General features: G+C 38.6%; 14 protein-coding genes and 1 pseudogene. 9 read left to right on the forward strand and 6 right to left on the reverse strand.

All coding sequences use genetic code 11. The features are described from left to right. The coding region (locus ACW6NC_RS10185; protein WP_457866015.1) for a hypothetical protein at nucleotides 1-51 on the reverse strand (51 nt) is incomplete at its 3' end. Between ACW6NC_RS10185 and ACW6NC_RS10190 the strand changes: the two genes are divergently transcribed. Both ACW6NC_RS10190 and ACW6NC_RS10195 read left to right on the forward strand, forming a co-directional pair. Further along, nucleotides 28-219: a hypothetical protein gene (locus ACW6NC_RS10190; RefSeq protein ID WP_457865756.1), complete on the forward strand. Its 192-nt coding sequence runs from the start codon at nucleotides 28-30 to the stop codon at nucleotides 217-219. The two genes, ACW6NC_RS10185 and ACW6NC_RS10190, sit on opposite strands and share 24 nt — an antisense overlap. A gap of 112 nt (nucleotides 220-331) precedes the next feature. After that, nucleotides 332-829, forward strand: coding sequence for a DUF6252 family protein (locus tag ACW6NC_RS10195; RefSeq protein ID WP_457865757.1), 498 nt, complete (start codon nucleotides 332-334; stop codon nucleotides 827-829). A 240-nt stretch (nucleotides 830-1,069) separates the two neighbouring features. Here ACW6NC_RS10195 and ACW6NC_RS10200 read toward each other — a convergent pair whose 3' ends face one another. Next, nucleotides 1,070-2,305: a M14 family metallopeptidase gene (locus tag ACW6NC_RS10200; RefSeq protein WP_457865758.1), complete on the reverse strand. Its 1,236-nt coding sequence runs from the start codon at nucleotides 2,303-2,305 to the stop codon at nucleotides 1,070-1,072. 188 nt (nucleotides 2,306-2,493) lie between these two features. Here ACW6NC_RS10200 and ACW6NC_RS10205 point away from each other — a divergent pair. From ACW6NC_RS10205 to ACW6NC_RS10225, 5 genes and pseudogenes are all read left to right on the forward strand, one after another. Continuing rightward, a pseudogene (locus ACW6NC_RS10205) lies at nucleotides 2,494-2,619 on the forward strand (GntR family transcriptional regulator); the annotation flags it as partial. A gap of 211 nt (nucleotides 2,620-2,830) precedes the next feature. Beyond that, nucleotides 2,831-3,475, forward strand: coding sequence for an aminotransferase class I/II-fold pyridoxal phosphate-dependent enzyme (locus ACW6NC_RS10210; protein ID WP_457866017.1), 645 nt, complete (start codon nucleotides 2,831-2,833; stop codon nucleotides 3,473-3,475). A gap of 663 nt (nucleotides 3,476-4,138) precedes the next feature. Beyond that, nucleotides 4,139-5,989, forward strand: a complete 1,851-nt coding sequence (locus ACW6NC_RS10215; protein WP_457865760.1) for a flavohemoglobin expression-modulating QEGLA motif protein — start codon at nucleotides 4,139-4,141, stop codon at nucleotides 5,987-5,989. Then, nucleotides 5,986-7,035, forward strand: coding sequence for a glutathione synthetase (locus ACW6NC_RS10220; RefSeq protein ID WP_457865761.1), 1,050 nt, complete (start codon nucleotides 5,986-5,988; stop codon nucleotides 7,033-7,035). Before ACW6NC_RS10215 ends, ACW6NC_RS10220 begins: the two co-directional genes overlap by 4 nt. Nucleotides 7,036-7,053: 18 nt before the next feature. Continuing rightward, complete coding sequence (locus ACW6NC_RS10225; RefSeq protein ID WP_457865763.1) at nucleotides 7,054-7,959, forward strand: succinylglutamate desuccinylase; 906 nt, start codon at nucleotides 7,054-7,056, stop codon at nucleotides 7,957-7,959. Nucleotides 7,960-8,013: 54 nt separating this feature from the next. Here the strand turns inward: ACW6NC_RS10225 and ACW6NC_RS10230 are convergent, their stop codons facing one another. The 4 genes from ACW6NC_RS10230 to ACW6NC_RS10245 all read right to left on the reverse strand — a co-directional run bounded on the left by ACW6NC_RS10230 (nucleotide 8,014) and on the right by ACW6NC_RS10245 (nucleotide 12,008). After that, the gene (locus tag ACW6NC_RS10230) at nucleotides 8,014-8,334 is read right to left on the reverse strand and encodes a hypothetical protein (RefSeq protein WP_457865764.1); all 321 of its coding nucleotides are present in this window, start codon (nucleotides 8,332-8,334) and stop codon (nucleotides 8,014-8,016) included. Between the two features lie 60 nt (nucleotides 8,335-8,394). Continuing rightward, nucleotides 8,395-9,498, reverse strand: a complete 1,104-nt coding sequence (locus tag ACW6NC_RS10235; RefSeq protein ID WP_457865766.1) for a lactonase family protein — start codon at nucleotides 9,496-9,498, stop codon at nucleotides 8,395-8,397. Between the two features lie 12 nt (nucleotides 9,499-9,510). Next, nucleotides 9,511-10,593, reverse strand: a complete 1,083-nt coding sequence (gene corA / locus ACW6NC_RS10240; RefSeq protein ID WP_457865768.1) for a magnesium/cobalt transporter CorA — start codon at nucleotides 10,591-10,593, stop codon at nucleotides 9,511-9,513. Between the two features lie 221 nt (nucleotides 10,594-10,814). Continuing rightward, nucleotides 10,815-12,008, reverse strand: coding sequence for a hypothetical protein (locus tag ACW6NC_RS10245; RefSeq protein WP_457865770.1), 1,194 nt, complete (start codon nucleotides 12,006-12,008; stop codon nucleotides 10,815-10,817). A 276-nt stretch (nucleotides 12,009-12,284) separates the two neighbouring features. Here ACW6NC_RS10245 and nhaA point away from each other — a divergent pair, with 276 nt between their 5' ends. Further along, nucleotides 12,285-13,622: a Na+/H+ antiporter NhaA gene (gene nhaA, locus ACW6NC_RS10250; protein WP_457865772.1), complete on the forward strand. Its 1,338-nt coding sequence runs from the start codon at nucleotides 12,285-12,287 to the stop codon at nucleotides 13,620-13,622. Between the two features lie 154 nt (nucleotides 13,623-13,776). Beyond that, the gene (locus ACW6NC_RS10255) at nucleotides 13,777-16,152 is read left to right on the forward strand and encodes a heavy metal translocating P-type ATPase (RefSeq protein WP_457865773.1); all 2,376 of its coding nucleotides are present in this window, start codon (nucleotides 13,777-13,779) and stop codon (nucleotides 16,150-16,152) included. The last annotated feature ends 75 nt before the right edge of the window (nucleotides 16,153-16,227 follow it).

The following is a 16,227-nucleotide window of genomic DNA, read 5'->3' on the forward strand; positions in this document are numbered from 1 at the left end:
TAAGGCTTCTAAGGTAAGTTTCTGCACATGAAATCGATCTGTAACCTGTATGGCTTTAGGGAAGCATTTCCTGGCAATGGTTTTCATGGAGTTGGCCAGTCAATGGCCTTGAATAGCGATGCCGCCAGATTAGGTCCTTATTATGGAGATGAAAACATTCTTGTCTATAGAAAAACGGGGAATACAAAAAGCATTTTCACGCAATTTTTTGAAACCTAAGATATTTCCGGATTTTCCCCACGATTTACTTACTTATAATTAAGAATATAATTTAATTCACGCAACCTTTTACCATTTGACACATCTAAAGAATAAGCTAAACTATTAGATAATGAAAAAATTAAAGCTTATTCCGCTGTTGATTATACTCCTATCTCTTGGTATTTTCTCTTGCAGTAAAGATGATGATATCAATGAAAAATCTGATTTTATCTCAGCCACAATAAATGAAGAGGACTGGCATGGAGGAGCACCAGAAGTTTATCTTGATCAGGAAACCGATACTTTAACCATACTTGGCTCAGGGGATGAACAGGTTATTGTAATTAAAATTAAATTAAAAGAAGAAGGAACCTATGATTTATCAGATTCTCAAGGCAGCTATTATACAACCGTGGGTGGGGATGTTCTCACAAGTCTCTATAAGCTCGACCCGGAATCCGACTCGCAACTTACTATTACAGAGTACAATTCTGAGAGAAATACGATAAAAGGGAATTTCACCCTCACAATGCTTCAGGAATATAGTAATCCTGAAAGCGAAATTGACATTCTAAATTTCACCAGTGGGAAATTCAGAGGAACTATTATAAACCAATCTGATTTATAGTACGTATTTTTTAATCGACAACATTAACAGTGAAAAGAGTGCACGGGTACCAAGGTCTCGCTCATGAAAAGCCTAATAACTGGATAGGTTTAATAGAATTATGGCTAAAAGTTTCCTCTTCTCGATAAAGGCCCCTGTGCATCCTGCACCGTCCCTGTTACCTGCTGTTGTGCTGTAGCCGCATTTCCGGCCCATAAAATCAGCATTGAAATAATTAAAGCTTAGTATTCGTTTAGATATTTAATCGATTAGTATTTTCATCATTTCGTTAGCAGAAATCCGCCCTATTTCATCAATCCTATCCCTGGGCGTTTTATCTCCAATTTCATAGGTTATCCCTACTGCATCATGTCTTTTGAGAAACCACCCTTTAGACACAGGCTTTTTACTATTGCTAGAGGCTTCATTCACTTGATAGGAAGGAATCTCAGCCTCTAAAGCTTCAAACCAATTATCAATAAAATCAGGGAGCGCGGTTCCCTCTCTTCGATCGTTGGTATAAAAAACATCCTCAAAAGTAGAATGAAAGTCCAGGCCTAGCACCAAATTGGAATTATTTTTCTCAACCTGTTTATCAATATATTTTACTGTTTGATAAACTTCCGGTTGACGATACCGAGACCAGTCCCGGTTTAAATCTATTCCACCTACACTGTGTCTCCAATGACCCAGGTCTACCCCATCTGGGTTTAGTAAAGGAAAAGCCAGAATTCTGTATTCATTTAAAAATTGATCAGAAAGTTCATTTTCCTCCAAGATGGTTTCAAGGAAACTCTGGTATGCGAGATAACCGGTAACTTCAGGTGGATGTTGCCGGGTAAGTAAAACCACTATTGGCTTTCCCTTTTTCTTTCCTTTGTATATGTCCAGAACATTTAATTCCCTGCCTAACTTGGAGGATCCATATTTCTTGACTTTTACATAGTCCTTCCCCTTTGTTAGCTGAGTGTACCAGTTTTTGACATCTGACGAATTTGCCAGTTCCTGAGCAGCAATCATCACAGGATCCTCATCAAGGGAAACTTTTACGGAAAACAGGGAGTCAATTTTATGAAAGTTAGTCGAATCTATCTGCTTCCAAGTTTGATTGTCTTCTTTAATTTTGGGTAGGTACCGATGCTTTGAACTATCCGGATAATGAAAGGCTACATAAATATCCTTGGGTCTGGAACTCCAAAGGTTAAAGGCATAATGTGGACTGGGATTGATAGGTTTATTCTCAGGACGAATTATTACCTGTACAGTACTATCATTAAGTTTTTTGAACCCGTTTAATCGGGCACCATCGAACTCATTACTTGCATAAACGTTCAAATATTCAAGTTCATAAGTTGTTTTTTCTTGAAGTTGTACCGGCTTATCCCTGGTATCAACAGGACTCTCAAAAGATACTTTCTGAGGTGTCGAACAACTTAACAGGCTTGCAATACTTAAAAAAATAAAGGCTTTTCCAGCCAGAGTAATTTTGGGACTCATATATTTCTTTTAATTGAATCGGTGAATTTAAAGACAATTAGGTAGATTTACCAGACCTATTTTGCGTTTTAATATTCGAGGCGTTCTTAAACTACATGGTTTAACCCTGGATCTAAAAAAAGAGCCGTTATATAAGAGCTTATATGATGCATTAAGAGAGGCTATCTTAAAAACGTACTCTTCCTCCAGGAAGCAAACTACCACCCACGCGGATACTTGCTAAAGATCTGGGCATATCCAGAAGCAATGTTGTCAAAGCTTATGAAATTCTTATTCTTGAAGATTTCATTAAGTCTAAAAAGGGTTCAGGTTAATTTATCCGATCGCCAAAAGAAAAAAAACTTCGATTAAATTTTAAACTTCAGGATAAGCAGAGAGCTCATCCTGAAATCTCAAATCGAGCAAAAGCTTTCCTTAAAAATGCTGCTTCTCCAAAACCAAAAAATATCGGAAATATCGCATTTCGGCCGGGATTGCCCCCTTTAGATATTTTTCCCGTCAAGATTTGGAGAAAACTCATTGTAGATTACTGGCGAGGCAAAACCTTCTGAACTATCTTATTCCAACCCCATCGGACTTCCCGAACTTCGGAAAAACCTGGCTTCTTACCTGAAAATTCATAGAAATATAGACTGTTCTCCCGAACAGATATTAATTACTTCAGATACAGTACATTCTCTTTATCTTGCTACTGCTTTGGTTAATACACAGGATGAAGTTGTGCTGGAAAACCCAACCTTCACTATGGTTAGTCAGCTATTTAAAAGTATAGAGGCCAGAAATATACCTGCATCAATAGATAAGGAGGGTCTTCACATTCCAAAGGATAGTAGTAGCAATCCAAAAATTATTTATACCACGCCTTCTAATCAGTATCCCACCGTGGTGAAGATAAGTATGGCACGAAGAGCTGAAATACTAAAATGGGCCTCCCAAAAAGGAGCGGTAATTATTGAAGATGATAATGATCAGGAATTTACCAATTGGAATAATCCTATGACATCTCTTTTTAGCCTGGATAAACAACATCGCGTCATTTACCTGGGAAGTTTCAACAAACGGACTCATCCTTCTTTACGTTTAGGATACATGATTGTTCCTCCCTATTTACTCGATGCTTTTACAGTTTTACAACCATTACCAGTAGATTTGTATCGGTATATAAAATAAGGAGTTTAGGGCTCCAAATAATTCTCAAATTTAAGGGCAAAGAAAAACGGTTTTTAAGAACAAAAATAAGGGCTGGAAATATCCTGCAGTTTAATTTATAGTAGCCTGAATAAATATTAGGATTAGAACCGTTCTTTATAAAAAAAGCCCGGGACGAACCAGGGCTTTTTATGATCAACAATTCTCTATTAAAAATAGGTAGGGCACGAATTATCAATCTCCAAATAGTGATAAAAATCAATAGGGAAAATTGGGGGCAAAAAGGTGTAAACTCCTTGAGTTTCATTAAATATAGTCGCTTTTATGGTATGTGCATAATTTATTCTATAAAAGCCCCACAAATTCGATATAAATCTATTATTATCCTCATCTTGTAAAGATTCTCCTATCTTTTATGAAAAATATGTGCTAATTAAGCTAGAGAACTCCTTTTTAAATTTTTGATTCATATTAATAAAAAGGCCTACTTCAGCCAACAATCTCTCTTTAAATCGCTGTAATTTATATCCTAAAAAAAACCCAAAGTCTGATTTCCACCCTTTTATGCTCGATTTTCTTTCTAAATTTATTCAGATGGTTCTGGAAACTAAAGGGCTTTATCAAAGGCTTTCAGACCGTTGCAAAAAAATGAATTCATTATAACAAAACAAGACGTTTAAAAGAATGCTAGATATATCGGAATTATCTGAGAAATCGATTAAGCAAATTTTAACAAACCTTGAGGAAGAAAAGGAATTAAGTTGTAGTCTTCCCGGGGGTGGCATGCTTCATATTGAGAAGGATCTACCCTATTTAATTGTATACCGCCGAGGAGAAAATGATCCAGGTACAGCCCGGATGGTCATGAGTGAGGCTTCCTATCTTATTATTGGAAATAAGGATTTTAAAGCATACCAGGATCTACTTTTTCGCATATCTGATAAATTAGCCACTGAATTTAAATCCTATCTCTTATTTGAAATCTATGCAGGAGAGTCAGGCACCAATTGTTTTACGATAAAAGGTCCTGCTAAAAAACTGGCGTCTTCCCTTGAGCTTTTGCAAGAAGAATTGGAAAAGATAAATGAACGCTATTCAGGGCTTTATCTTAAAGCCGAAATCAAGGATACCCCTAATCGCCAAAAGGAAGGTGCTTCCCCTTTAATGGAGATCGAACAAACCAAGCAAGCCGGGGCTGTAGTAGTTGGTCTTGAAATTCCCCCTGTATTTCGAAACATAGAAGGAAAGCTTTACCCTGTGTTTTTTCGGGGTTACCGTGATTTCATAATAAAAGCAATCCATAAAGGAATCTTTGATTACATAAGGGTGCAAACCTCATGTGGGTTGGCAAGCTTTCATGCATTGGGAAGAAAATACTTAAAGGACAAAGTTTTTGAAATCGATAAAAAGTTAGGACAAATTGAGAGTTCTTATGAATTCCTATGGCTTATCTCTCCTTCTAATATACATGAAATCAAAAAGAAATTTTTCGATTCGAATTTCGATAAAGTACTTGATTATCACTACCGACTTTTACCTATCGATCCCGATGTTCTTAAACGGGAGTTATATAATCTCAAAATCGAGGAAATAGACGATCCTGCGATGTCCCACCTTTTCAGGGAAAAACGAGAGGAATTGGACCAGCAAATTAGCATGCTCAGTGAGAGAGGTACCAAAAACTTTTTCTATAACAGCATCAGGCTATATAAAGGAATAGAAACCATCTTAAGTGAAGAAGCCGGTAAACTCTTAAGGGAAGTTGACGAAGAAGGACCTTCAAAGGATGCTGAAATGATTGACTCGAAAGGTTTTTCCAGTCTAGCGCGCCGGGAATTCGATTATTTTACCGAGCAGGATGAAAATTTTAAAAGTAAGGTTCATATCCGCAAAGATGTCAATATAATGATGGTCTCCAAAGGGGAACTTTTTATACCAGAGGATTATAGGATGAATAAAACCGAAACTGAAGCCTTGATCCAGCATGAGGTAGGTACCCATGTATTAACATATTACAACGGAAGCCAGCAACCCTTATCGTTATTAAGAACCGGCCTTGCAGATTATGATCCTTTACAGGAAGGTTTAGCAGTTATGTCCGAATACCTGGTAGATGGCCTAACCGCGAACCGTCTGAGAACCCTGGCTGGAAGAGTAATAGCAGGATCGGCCCTGTTGGAGGGAGGAGATTTCCAGCAGATATTTCGTCTTCTAACGGCTGATTATGGCTTTTCGGGGGAGAGAGCCTTTAATATAACTTCCAGAGTGATGCAGGGAGGAGGTTTTTTAAAAGATATCATCTACCTCAAAGGTCTGGTCGAATTAAGGCAACACCTTCAAAATGGCGGCGAATTTGAACCATTACTGGCAGGAAAATTCGGCTTAAAACATATCGAAATCATCAAAGAACTAACCGAAAGAAAAGTATTAAAGAAATCGGTGCTTAAGCCCAGTTATTTATTAACCGAAAATGTTCAAAATAAATTAAACCTAATCAAGGAGGGTTTACCTCTTTCAAAAATGATAACTAGATGAAAATATGCTTTGTATTAAATGATGTGGAAACCGAGAAGGTTGGCACATCGCTATTGTTAATGAGTGCAGCTTTTAACCGAGGTCATGAAGTATTTGCTATGGGGGTTGGAGATTTTAATTTTCACCATGATAGCCCGGTAAGTATTAATGCCACTCATATCCCAAAAAATACTAAAACCAAATCTCCGAAGAAATTTCTTGAGATTCTGCAAAGCAGCAAGGCTAAGAAAAAGAGGCTAACTTCTAAAGATCTCGATGTCCTCTTTATTAGAAATAATCCCACTGAAGAGGGTTCGGGTCGTGAATGGGCAGAGCAATCCGGCGTTGCCTTTGGAAGGATGATGCAACAGGAAGGCGTACTTGTTCTAAATGATGCTTATGCACTTTCCCATGCCTTTATAGACAAACTTTATTTCGAAGAATTACCAGAATCCATCAAACCGGATTCCCTTATTACCCGAAGCAAGGAAGACATCCTGAAGTTTTGGGAAAAACATGATAAGAAAATGGTCTTAAAGCCTCTGGAAGGTTCCGGGGGTAGAGATGTATATCTAATTGACGAAAATGAAAGGAACGTTAACCAAATCATTGAAACCATAAGTCAGCAGGGCTATGTTATTGCCCAGGAATTTCTTCCTGCCGTGAAAGATGGTGATGTGAGAATCCTCTTACTCAATGGAAGGGTAATGGTTAAAGATGGTGTTCAGGCTATAATCCGCCGTTCTCCTGGGGAAGGAGAATTCAGAAGCAATTTTACCCAAGGTGCCACCGCCAATAGTAGTGATCTCACTCCAGAAATGCAACGTATTGTAGATCTAACGGCACCCAAACTAATCCGAGACGGGCTCTTTTTTGTTGGATTAGATGTGGTCAAGGATAAACTCATTGAGATCAACGTTTTAAGTCCTGGAGGTATGGAAAGATTCAAGGACATTGGATTGCCAGATTTCACCCCAATGGTGATCGAAGCCATTGAACGAAAGATCGATTACAAGTCAATGTATAAAGGACAGCTCTCTAATCAGGTGCTGGCCACAATGGATTAAACCAAAAAATGGAATTGTATGGAGAAGAAAGAGATCCCGAGAATTATAGGAAAATATACAAGTGGTAAAAAAGGACCACTGCTTTTTGTTACCGGCGGTGTACACGGAAATGAACCGAGCGGTATAGAAGCCCTTGAAAGAGTTTTTGCTGAATTAAAAAAGACAAGTCCAGAGATCGAAGGCACTTTAATTGGTGTTTCTGGTAATAAGGAGGCACTTAATCAAAATAAGAGGTACTTAGAGGAAGACCTTAATCGTACCTGGACTGAAGAAAATATTAAGCAAAAGAAAAAAGAAACCCACGAGCAAAGGGAGATGTGGGAGATTATTGAAGTACTCGAGCAATATCCGGAAAGCGATTTCACCAAACGTTATTTTTTAGATTGCCACACCACCTCCTCCCCCAGCCTTCCTTATATTTCTGTTCAAGAGGTCAATGACAATGATCAGTGGGCACACAAATTTCCAACTTATATAGTAAGAGGTTTTAGCGATATGGTTTACGGATGCATTGACCATTATTTAAGCAGAACAGGACTTACAGGATTCGTTCTTGAAGCCGGTCAGCACACGGATAAGACTTCAGTTGAAAACCACGAAGGTGTGATCTGGCTTGCTTTGAAAGAAGCCTGTAATCTCGACCTTACAAAGATTTCAGGCTATCCCGACTGTGTCAATAATTTCGCAGAAAAAAATGCTCCTGAGCAAAGGACTTTTGAACTTGTCCACCGATACGGCCTGGAAGATTCAGATCAGTTTAAAATGGAACCTGGCTTCGAAAACTTTCAAAAGATCACAAAAGGAGAGTTTCTGGCTATTCATAATGGGAAGAAAATTAAAAGTGAATGGAATGCACGCATTTTTATGCCGCTATATCAGGCCCAGGGAAATGATGGCTTTTTTATCGTTGAGCAGGTTGATTAAGCAAGAAGCAAGTCAAAGAAAAGTCCCCTTAACATCCAGTTTTTAGGGGGCTTTTTATTTTTTAACCACACCCGCAATTTTACCTGTTTCACAATAAAGCCGTAGTAACTCTTTATTTTTTAACCCGTACTGTCCGTCAGGCACTTTGTAATCACCAACTCCACCTTGAGAACGAATGAGCTTTATTTCAAGCCCCGTTCTGGGGTCTATCATAGGGCTTTTGCAGGTTTTAGCCTCTAATACCATTCCCTGGGGTACAATAAAAGCATCAGGGGTGTTCTGTGCTTGTCTGATAATATCTCCCTTTATCGCGGGAACACTGGTTCCGCATGAAAATATTGAAAGACTTAGTAGTAAAAAAATAATCTTTTTCATTTCCATAGTATTTTTAAAGAGCCCTCCATTTAAACAAAATAAAAAGGGGTTAAGAGACACTTATTTTGAAAATTCAATACACACCGGTGTTTTAACCTCCACTGGGTCTAAATGAGAAGTTAATCTACCATCCATTCTATTAATTCTAAAAATAGCAATATTCCCCGAATTCTGATTTGCGGCGTATAAAAAATTACCATCAGGAGAGATCGCAAAATTCCTTGGGAACTCCCCTTGAGTAGCATAATGATCTATCAATTGGATTTCTCCATTTTCCCTGTTAACCCGGTAAGCTACAATACTATTATGCCCCCGATTTGAAGCATAAAGAAAATTACCCGTGGGGTGAAGGTGAATATCTGCCGTGAAATTTTTTTCATCAAAATTTTCCGGAAGACTGGAATAGGTTTCAAGCAAGGACAATCCTCCTAATGAATCCCTTTGAAAGGCACTTAGAGTACTATTGAGTTCATTAATGGTATAGGCGAAATCTTCATCTTTTGAAAAGCTAAAATGTCTTGGACCGGCACCTTCTGGAAGATTGACATACGGCATTTTATTGGGCACCAGTTTTCCCGTTTTGACATCAAAGTTAAAGATCCAAAGTTTATTATTACCCAGGTCATTGATATAGGCGTACTTATTATCTGAAGAAATACTCACAGAATGAGGATGTGATTCTTCGGGATTGTCAAGTACTATTTTCTGTTGTATTATAAGGTTGCCCTTCTGGTCTCTTTTATAAACCATAACTACTCCACCTACATAATTTGAAACAAAAACGAATTCCCCGCTTTGATCGGTCTCAATATGACAAGGTGCAAATCCGGCAGTGGAAACCCTTCCTAATTCCTCCAAATAATGATCCTCCTTTATGCGGAAGGAATGGATATAACCTGATGGTGCATCCCCTGGACCTAACTCACTTACAGCGTAAAGGTTTTTACCATCGGATGAGGTCTTTACAAAGCTCGGATTAACGACTTCGGCCACACATACGGGCTCACTTAAATCTCCGGTTTCTGCATCCTGATGCATCAAATAAATGCCGTCAGCTTTACCCTCAACGTGGGCTTCTGATTTAGTATAGGTGCCGATATATACAGGGTTTTGTGAAAACACGTGGAAACTTATCAGACTCAATATAATAGGAAGAAACTTCATTTTATTTATTATTTATAACCATTTTTTACGTTTAAAATAGAAAAGCATTAATACAAATATAGTGAGCATTATCCCCCAAAGCACATAATAACTGTATTTCCAACGGAGTTCGGGCATGAATTCAAAATTCATCCCGTAAATTCCGGCAATAAAGGTCAGTGGAATGAAAATCGTGGCAATGATCGTAAGGACTTTCATCACTTCATTCATTTTATTACTAATGGTAGTCATGTACATATCCATTAGCCCCCAGGTCATCTCCCGGTAGATATCGATATTATCAGAGACCTGAAGGATGTGATCATAAAGATCCTGCAAATAATTTCGGGTGCGAGCATTAATGAGATCCCCGTCCATTTTTTCAAGTCTGCTCACTACCTCCCGAAGCGGAAAAACAGCCCTTCTGATTCGTAAAATCGTACGTTTGAGTTCCTGAATTTCAAAGGTGATATCATCGTTCGGCTGGCTGTCAAAAAGGCGTTCCTCTAGATATTCAATCTTATCAGCAATATCCTCTATAACAATAAAGTAGTTGTCGACAATGGCATCAAGTAGTGCGAATAACAGGTAATCGGCACCGTTGGAACGGATGCGCCCGTGCGAGCGACTAAGTCGGTCCCTTACATTATCGAAAACATCTCCCCCTGCCTCCTGAAAACTTAAAACATAATCCTTCCCAAGTACAAAACTTATATGTTCATTTTCAATATGTCCATTCTTCCCGTGGTACAACATTTTTGCCACCACGAAGATGTAATCCTGATACTCATCTATTTTTGGACGTTGGTTCGTATTTACAATATCCTCAATGATGAGCTGGTGAAGGTCATAATATTCCCCTAACTTTTCAATGTTTTTTGTATTGCTGAGACCATCGATATTGAACCAGGTTACCTTATCAGGGGCTTCAAATTTGAACGCATCCTCCGGGGTCTTGGAAATAAAGCGTTCAAAACTTTTCTTATTATAATCAATAACCTCCAGTTTGGTTTCAACCGACTCTTTATGACCTACATAGGTTGCAGTGCCTGGTGCCTGGTGTAAAGCTTTATTTGGCTTGGGGCGACGCAGGGAGTACCTCTTTCTTTTAATCATCGGGAATTCTTTCCCATAAAGGTAGGAAAAAGACTCAAAGTATCATGGCAGAAATTACACCATGAAAATTTATAAATAAAAAAGTATCCCTAAAGATTAGATGCCTGGCTTATCTATTATTAGGCAATGGCAATCCTTTTAAGGTCAACCTACTCTTTAAGTTAAGGGATTTATATGAAGTACTTTCTGATCCTTAGATCAACCAATTCATTTGGAACCAATTATTCGACCACATACATCTCATTGGAAGCCTTGATATATTCCTGAGGATTAAATGTTTTTTCAAAGCTATTTCTTACCAGGTCCAGTTTTAATTTGAGTTGGGCCATTCTGTCCCTAAGATATTTATCGTCCTTATACTTTTCTATAAGGTGCTCATATTTATTGAGGTTCTCAAGAATCCTAAAAGTAATAGTTCCAAATCTAATTTTCAGATTTTGGACAGCGATCATCTGGTCATGATAATCCTGTTTCCAGTTTTCAGGATTTTTAGCTTTTTCCTCTACGATTTTATTCTCAGCCACCTTGGAAATATCCAATATATACTGGGTCCGTTTTTTAGCATCAGTTTCATTGGTGAAATTATTCTCAAACTCTTTTAAATCAATCCCCAGCATATCGGTAAGGTTCTCCTCCATCGCTTTGTTCTGAAGCTTCTTCAACTCATCCAGACTCTTGTTGATCGATTCCCATTCGGTCTCAATCAGATTCTTGTCATGGGTAAATTGAGCTACAGAAGTAGTAAGTTTCAGCATCTCATTACTTCGTTCCCTAAGGTCTCTATCACGGCGTTTAAGGTTATTGATGAAATTTCCAATACCGTCAAACAGGCTACCGGCAAGCATACCGGTAAAAGGAGTTCCTTTAGTAAGGTCTCCGGTCACATTGAGAATATGACTTAAAGCATCCAGACGAGCATCATCTTTTTTTTCCTCATCTACATACTTTTTAAAAGTGCCAAACCATTCCTGGTAACCATCGTAATTCATTGGATTACTAACCTGATCCAGGGTAGCGTAGAATTCTCTCGAACTGTTGAAAAGATTGAGGGGTTTTATTTCACGTTCCATCGAGGCCAGATTCAACACCGCCGAACTATAATTGTATTTATAAACACTCACAGTATTCTTATCAAGTTCCTCTTGCCGCTCCTCAAGGTATTTTACACGCTCAAGTAGTTTTTCCACTTTCTCAGCAGAAGAATTTGAATTTTTAATGCTCTCATCCAGGGAGCTGATTTTAGAATCGATTTCTTTTATTCTGTAATCCAGATTCCGGCTAAGCAGGCTACGTTCCCTGTTGAGCTCGGTTAGCACCTGTTCTGTCACCGACTGATTATCACTCAAATCCTGAGCCTGACTTACTGCGGGAAGGCAAAGCATCAGAAAAAATATAAACAAGGGTATCTTTTTCATAGTATTTAGGGTTTATCAAACTTGATTTCCAGATTATAAGCTTAAAACGCACATATTTTTAACATATTTTGTGCCATGGTCTCTGAAAGGTAAATTTAATGCAGAAAAACTTAGGAACTGTGAAACTTTTCTAAACTACTGTTATAAAGTGTTTATCTTTTACCCATTATTTCATTTTGTGAGCTAGTAAGTCCATTTATCATTTTAAACCTGAGCCTTATCATATTCCTTATTTTAAAGGTGTTGTAACTTTATTATCAAATCCCTTTGTTTATCATGAAAAAGTCTGGCCTTGATCTCTATATTTTACTGCCTATCAAGAATTTCATAGAAAAACAGACTTCCGTGGGATTAGTCTTAATATTTTCAGCTATCCTGGCTATGATCGTGGCTAACTCTCCATTTGCAGAAGCCTATCACAGTCTTTGGAAACAATACATTCATCTCGGGATAAATGATTTTATATTACGAAAAAACCTATTGCACTGGATCAATGATGGATTAATGTCTATTTTCTTTTTTATGGTAGGTCTGGAATTAAAAAGAGAGATCCTGCAGGGCGAATTATCCAGTCTGGGTAAATCTTTCTTACCTGTTGCAGCAGCCCTTGGTGGTATGATTGTTCCTGCCTTAATTTATTATTATTTAAATGCCGCGGGGCCGGGCGCCTCCGGTTGGGGAATTCCAATGGCTACCGATATTGCCTTTGCTTTAGGAATTCTTTTTCTTTTAGGGGATAGGGTCCCATTTACCTTAAAGATTCTCCTTACAGCAATTGCTATAGTCGATGATATGGGAGCCGTCCTGATTATTGCCTTCTTTTATACCTCGGAAATTTCAATGGAAAGCCTGGCGGTTGGTGCTTTCTTTCTTTTAATCCTGATCAGCGCAAATATTATTGGCATAAGAAATACTTTGTTTTACGCCATTATGGGAATAGGTGGTTTATGGCTGGCAATTCTGCTCTCTGGGGTTCATGCAACCATCGCTGCGGTGCTGGCTGCTTTTGCCATACCCACTTCCAAACGCATCAATACCCCTCTTTTTCTGCGTAAAGCGAAAATGCTTTCTTTTGAAATTAAACAGCACTACCGGGACAGGGAGAAAAATCCCATTGAGGCAGAAGAAAAGATCACCCATACCATTGAGAAACTCTCCTCGTTAACCGAAGATGCAACTCCTCCCCTCCAACGTCTGGAACATGCCCTTTACCCTTTTGTGAGTTTTGTAGTCCTCCCTGTTTTTGCCTTTGCCAATGCAGGTGTTACTATTGATTTGGATTCCTTTGTGCTTTTTAAAAGCCCTGTGACCCTCGGAGTTATCTTTGGTTTAATAATCGGAAAATTCATCGGCATCGTCCTCTTCACAAGATTAATGGTATTCTTTAAAATATCGGACCTGCCCAGAAATGTTAAATGGAAACACATCTATGGCCTGGGATTCCTTGCAGCTATCGGCTTTACAATGTCCTTATTTATTACCGAACTCGCCTTTGTGGATGAAGCTTTGCAAGGCCAGGCAAAGATCGGAATTCTTTTGGCCTCGATGATTGCAGGTTTAATAGGGTATTTTTACCTGATCCTTATTTCAAAACCCAGAAAACAAAAAGTTTAAGTTTAACAGTAAAGCAAAAGACTTTCCTTAAAATTTTCCTAATTTTAACATATATAAATACTATGAACTATTCCTAATTAACGCATAAACCTGATTCTAATCATAGTACTACCGACACAATTAATTAAAATTTGCCAAAAATTTGGGCTTGCATATGACCAATTGTTTTCACTGCGGGGAGGAATGTAGAGAAGAACATTTACGATATCAGGAGAGGGATTTCTGTTGTACGGGCTGTAAAACCGTCTATGAGATCCTTAATGAAAGTGACCTTTCCTATTATTACGACCTGGATAATAATCCGGGGATTTCTCCTGCTTCTTCCGAGCGAAAGTTTGATTTTCTTGACAACCAGGAAATCGTTGCAAAACTTCTGGAATTCAATGAGGATAACATACAGGTGGTCAATTTACTCATTCCATCCATGCATTGTAGTTCCTGTATCTGGGTATTGGAAAACCTCAATAAACTCAACCCAGGTGTAAAAACTTCCCAGGTTGATTTTCCTGGAAAAACAGTCCGGATCACTTTTAATTCAGATGAAGTCTCTTTAAAAGACCTGGCGTATTTGTTAAGTAGGATTGGCTACGAACCTTATATATCCCTTAAGGATTTTGATCAAAAGAAACCCGGTATTAACCGAAGTCTGATCTATAAATTAGGGGTGGCTGGCTTTGCTTTTGGAAATGTAATGTTTCTCTCCTTTCCCGAATACTTTGAGGTGGATGAATTCTGGTTGGACCGCTTTAAAAATCTGTTCCGCTGGATGATGTTTGCTTTTTCGCTTCCTGTTGTTTTTTATGCAGGTTCTGGATATTTTATTTCTGCTTATAAAGGGCTCAGGGCAAATCTGTTGAATATTGACGTCCCTATAGCTCTGGGTATAGCCGTATTATTTATTCGCAGCACAACGGAGATTGTCCTGGATCTTGGAACTGGTTTCTTTGATAGTCTAACAGGACTAGTTTTCTTTTTGCTTTTAGGCAGATTTTTTCAACAAAAGACCTATTCTTATCTGTCCTTTGAAAGGGATTACAAATCCTATTTTCCTATTGGCGTAACCCGGCTTAATGCAGAAAAGAGTGAAGAGCAGGTTCAGGTTTACGATATTGAACCCGGGGATCGAATCCTGATACGAAATGGGGAATTAATTCCCATTGACGCCGTCCTGATAAAAGGCAATGCGCTAATCGATTATAGCTTTGTGACCGGTGAGGCCAATCCCGTGGAAAAATTATATGGAGAGACCCTGTTCGCCGGGGGCCGCCAGCAAGGTGGATTAATCGAAATTGAAGCCATTAAAGCAATAAATCAGAGTTATCTCACCAAACTCTGGAGTAATGAAGTTTTTAAAAAGAATAAGGATTCGGCTTTTCAGAGTCTTATTAATCAGATTAGTAAACGGTTTACCACGGGCGTCTTAAGTATTGCCTTCCTGGCAAGTTTGTTTTGGATCATTTACGATCCTACCAAAGTCCTAAATGTATTTACCGCAGTTTTAATTATTGCCTGTCCCTGTGCCATTGCCCTGGCGACGCCTTTTACCCTGGGAAATTTGTTGCGGATTTTTGGAAGAAATAAATTTTACCTCAAGGAAGCAGGAATTATTGAACAAATAGCACAGATTGATTGTCTGGTCTTTGATAAGACAGGAACGATCACCACCAATAAAAAAGCCGAGATCTATTATGAAGGCCTTACGCTCTCCGCGGAAGAGGAAAGACTTCTCAGCGGAAGCCTTCGGGCCTCGGGCCATCCGCTTAGTCGTCAATTATACGATATTCTCAATAAAAATGATATTCTGACTCCCGATGAATTTACCGAATATACCGGAAAAGGTATTGAGGCAAAACATAAACAAAGCAACTTAAAGATAGGTTCGGCTGAATTTGTACGACAACCTGCTTCGCAGGTCGCCGAGGCTAACAAAACGGCCGTTTATATTAGCAGTAACCGGGAATACAAGGGACGGTATGTTTTCAGGAATTCTTACAGGGAAGGCCTGGAACCCCTGCTGGAAAAATTAGGCAAAGGCAAACAAATTTTTATTCTCTCCGGCGATAATGATGGCGAGAAAGAAAGGCTGGAGAAAATGCTCCCGCTCCAAACCAAATATTACTTTAATCAGAAACCTGAAGACAAACTAAATTTTATAAAACGGCTTCAGCAACAGGGAAGCAAGGTAATGATGATCGGGGACGGATTAAATGATGCCGGGGCATTAGCCCAAAGTGATGTAGGGATATCAGTTTCGGAAAATATCAATGTTTTTTCTCCTGCCTGTGATGGGATTTTAGATGCCTCCAGATTGAAAGATCTGCATAGCTTCTTTGAGATTTCTCACAAAGGAATGAAGATTATTAAATGGAGTTTTGTGTTGAGTCTATGCTATAACCTTGTGGGGTTGGCATTTGCGGTTACCGGTAATTTAATGCCGGTGGTCGCTGCAATCCTTATGCCCCTTAGTTCCATTAGTATAGTAGCTTTTACCAGCCTGGCAACCAAACTTGCAGGGAAAAGACTTAAGTAATTTTAAACCGATTAAACCTGATTGAGGTCATATTTTAAAAATTAATTAGCCATTATTTTTGTGGCGCAATTAACT

This window comes from Salegentibacter profundi (genome assembly GCF_054121475.1).

Excerpts from the sequence above, each read along its gene's own strand:
- ACW6NC_RS10190 (WP_457865756.1), top strand. The coding sequence starts at position 28 with ATGAAATCGATCTGTAACCTGTATGGCTTTAGGGAAGCATTTCCTGGC.
- ACW6NC_RS10245 (WP_457865770.1), bottom strand. The coding sequence starts at position 12,008 with ATGAAAAAGATACCCTTGTTTATATTTTTTCTGATGCTTTGCCTTCCC.
- ACW6NC_RS10230 (WP_457865764.1), bottom strand. The coding sequence starts at position 8,334 with ATGAAAAAGATTATTTTTTTACTACTAAGTCTTTCAATATTTTCATGC.
- ACW6NC_RS10235 (WP_457865766.1), bottom strand. The coding sequence starts at position 9,498 with ATGAAGTTTCTTCCTATTATATTGAGTCTGATAAGTTTCCACGTGTTT.
- nhaA (WP_457865772.1), top strand. The coding sequence starts at position 12,285 with ATGAAAAAGTCTGGCCTTGATCTCTATATTTTACTGCCTATCAAGAAT.
- ACW6NC_RS10225 (WP_457865763.1), top strand. The coding sequence starts at position 7,054 with ATGGAGAAGAAAGAGATCCCGAGAATTATAGGAAAATATACAAGTGGT.
- ACW6NC_RS10255 (WP_457865773.1), top strand. The coding sequence starts at position 13,777 with ATGACCAATTGTTTTCACTGCGGGGAGGAATGTAGAGAAGAACATTTA.
- corA (WP_457865768.1), bottom strand. The coding sequence starts at position 10,593 with ATGATTAAAAGAAAGAGGTACTCCCTGCGTCGCCCCAAGCCAAATAAA.
- ACW6NC_RS10215 (WP_457865760.1), top strand. The coding sequence starts at position 4,139 with ATGCTAGATATATCGGAATTATCTGAGAAATCGATTAAGCAAATTTTA.
- ACW6NC_RS10220 (WP_457865761.1), top strand. The coding sequence starts at position 5,986 with ATGAAAATATGCTTTGTATTAAATGATGTGGAAACCGAGAAGGTTGGC.
- ACW6NC_RS10195 (WP_457865757.1), top strand. The coding sequence starts at position 332 with ATGAAAAAATTAAAGCTTATTCCGCTGTTGATTATACTCCTATCTCTT.
- ACW6NC_RS10200 (WP_457865758.1), bottom strand. The coding sequence starts at position 2,305 with ATGAGTCCCAAAATTACTCTGGCTGGAAAAGCCTTTATTTTTTTAAGT.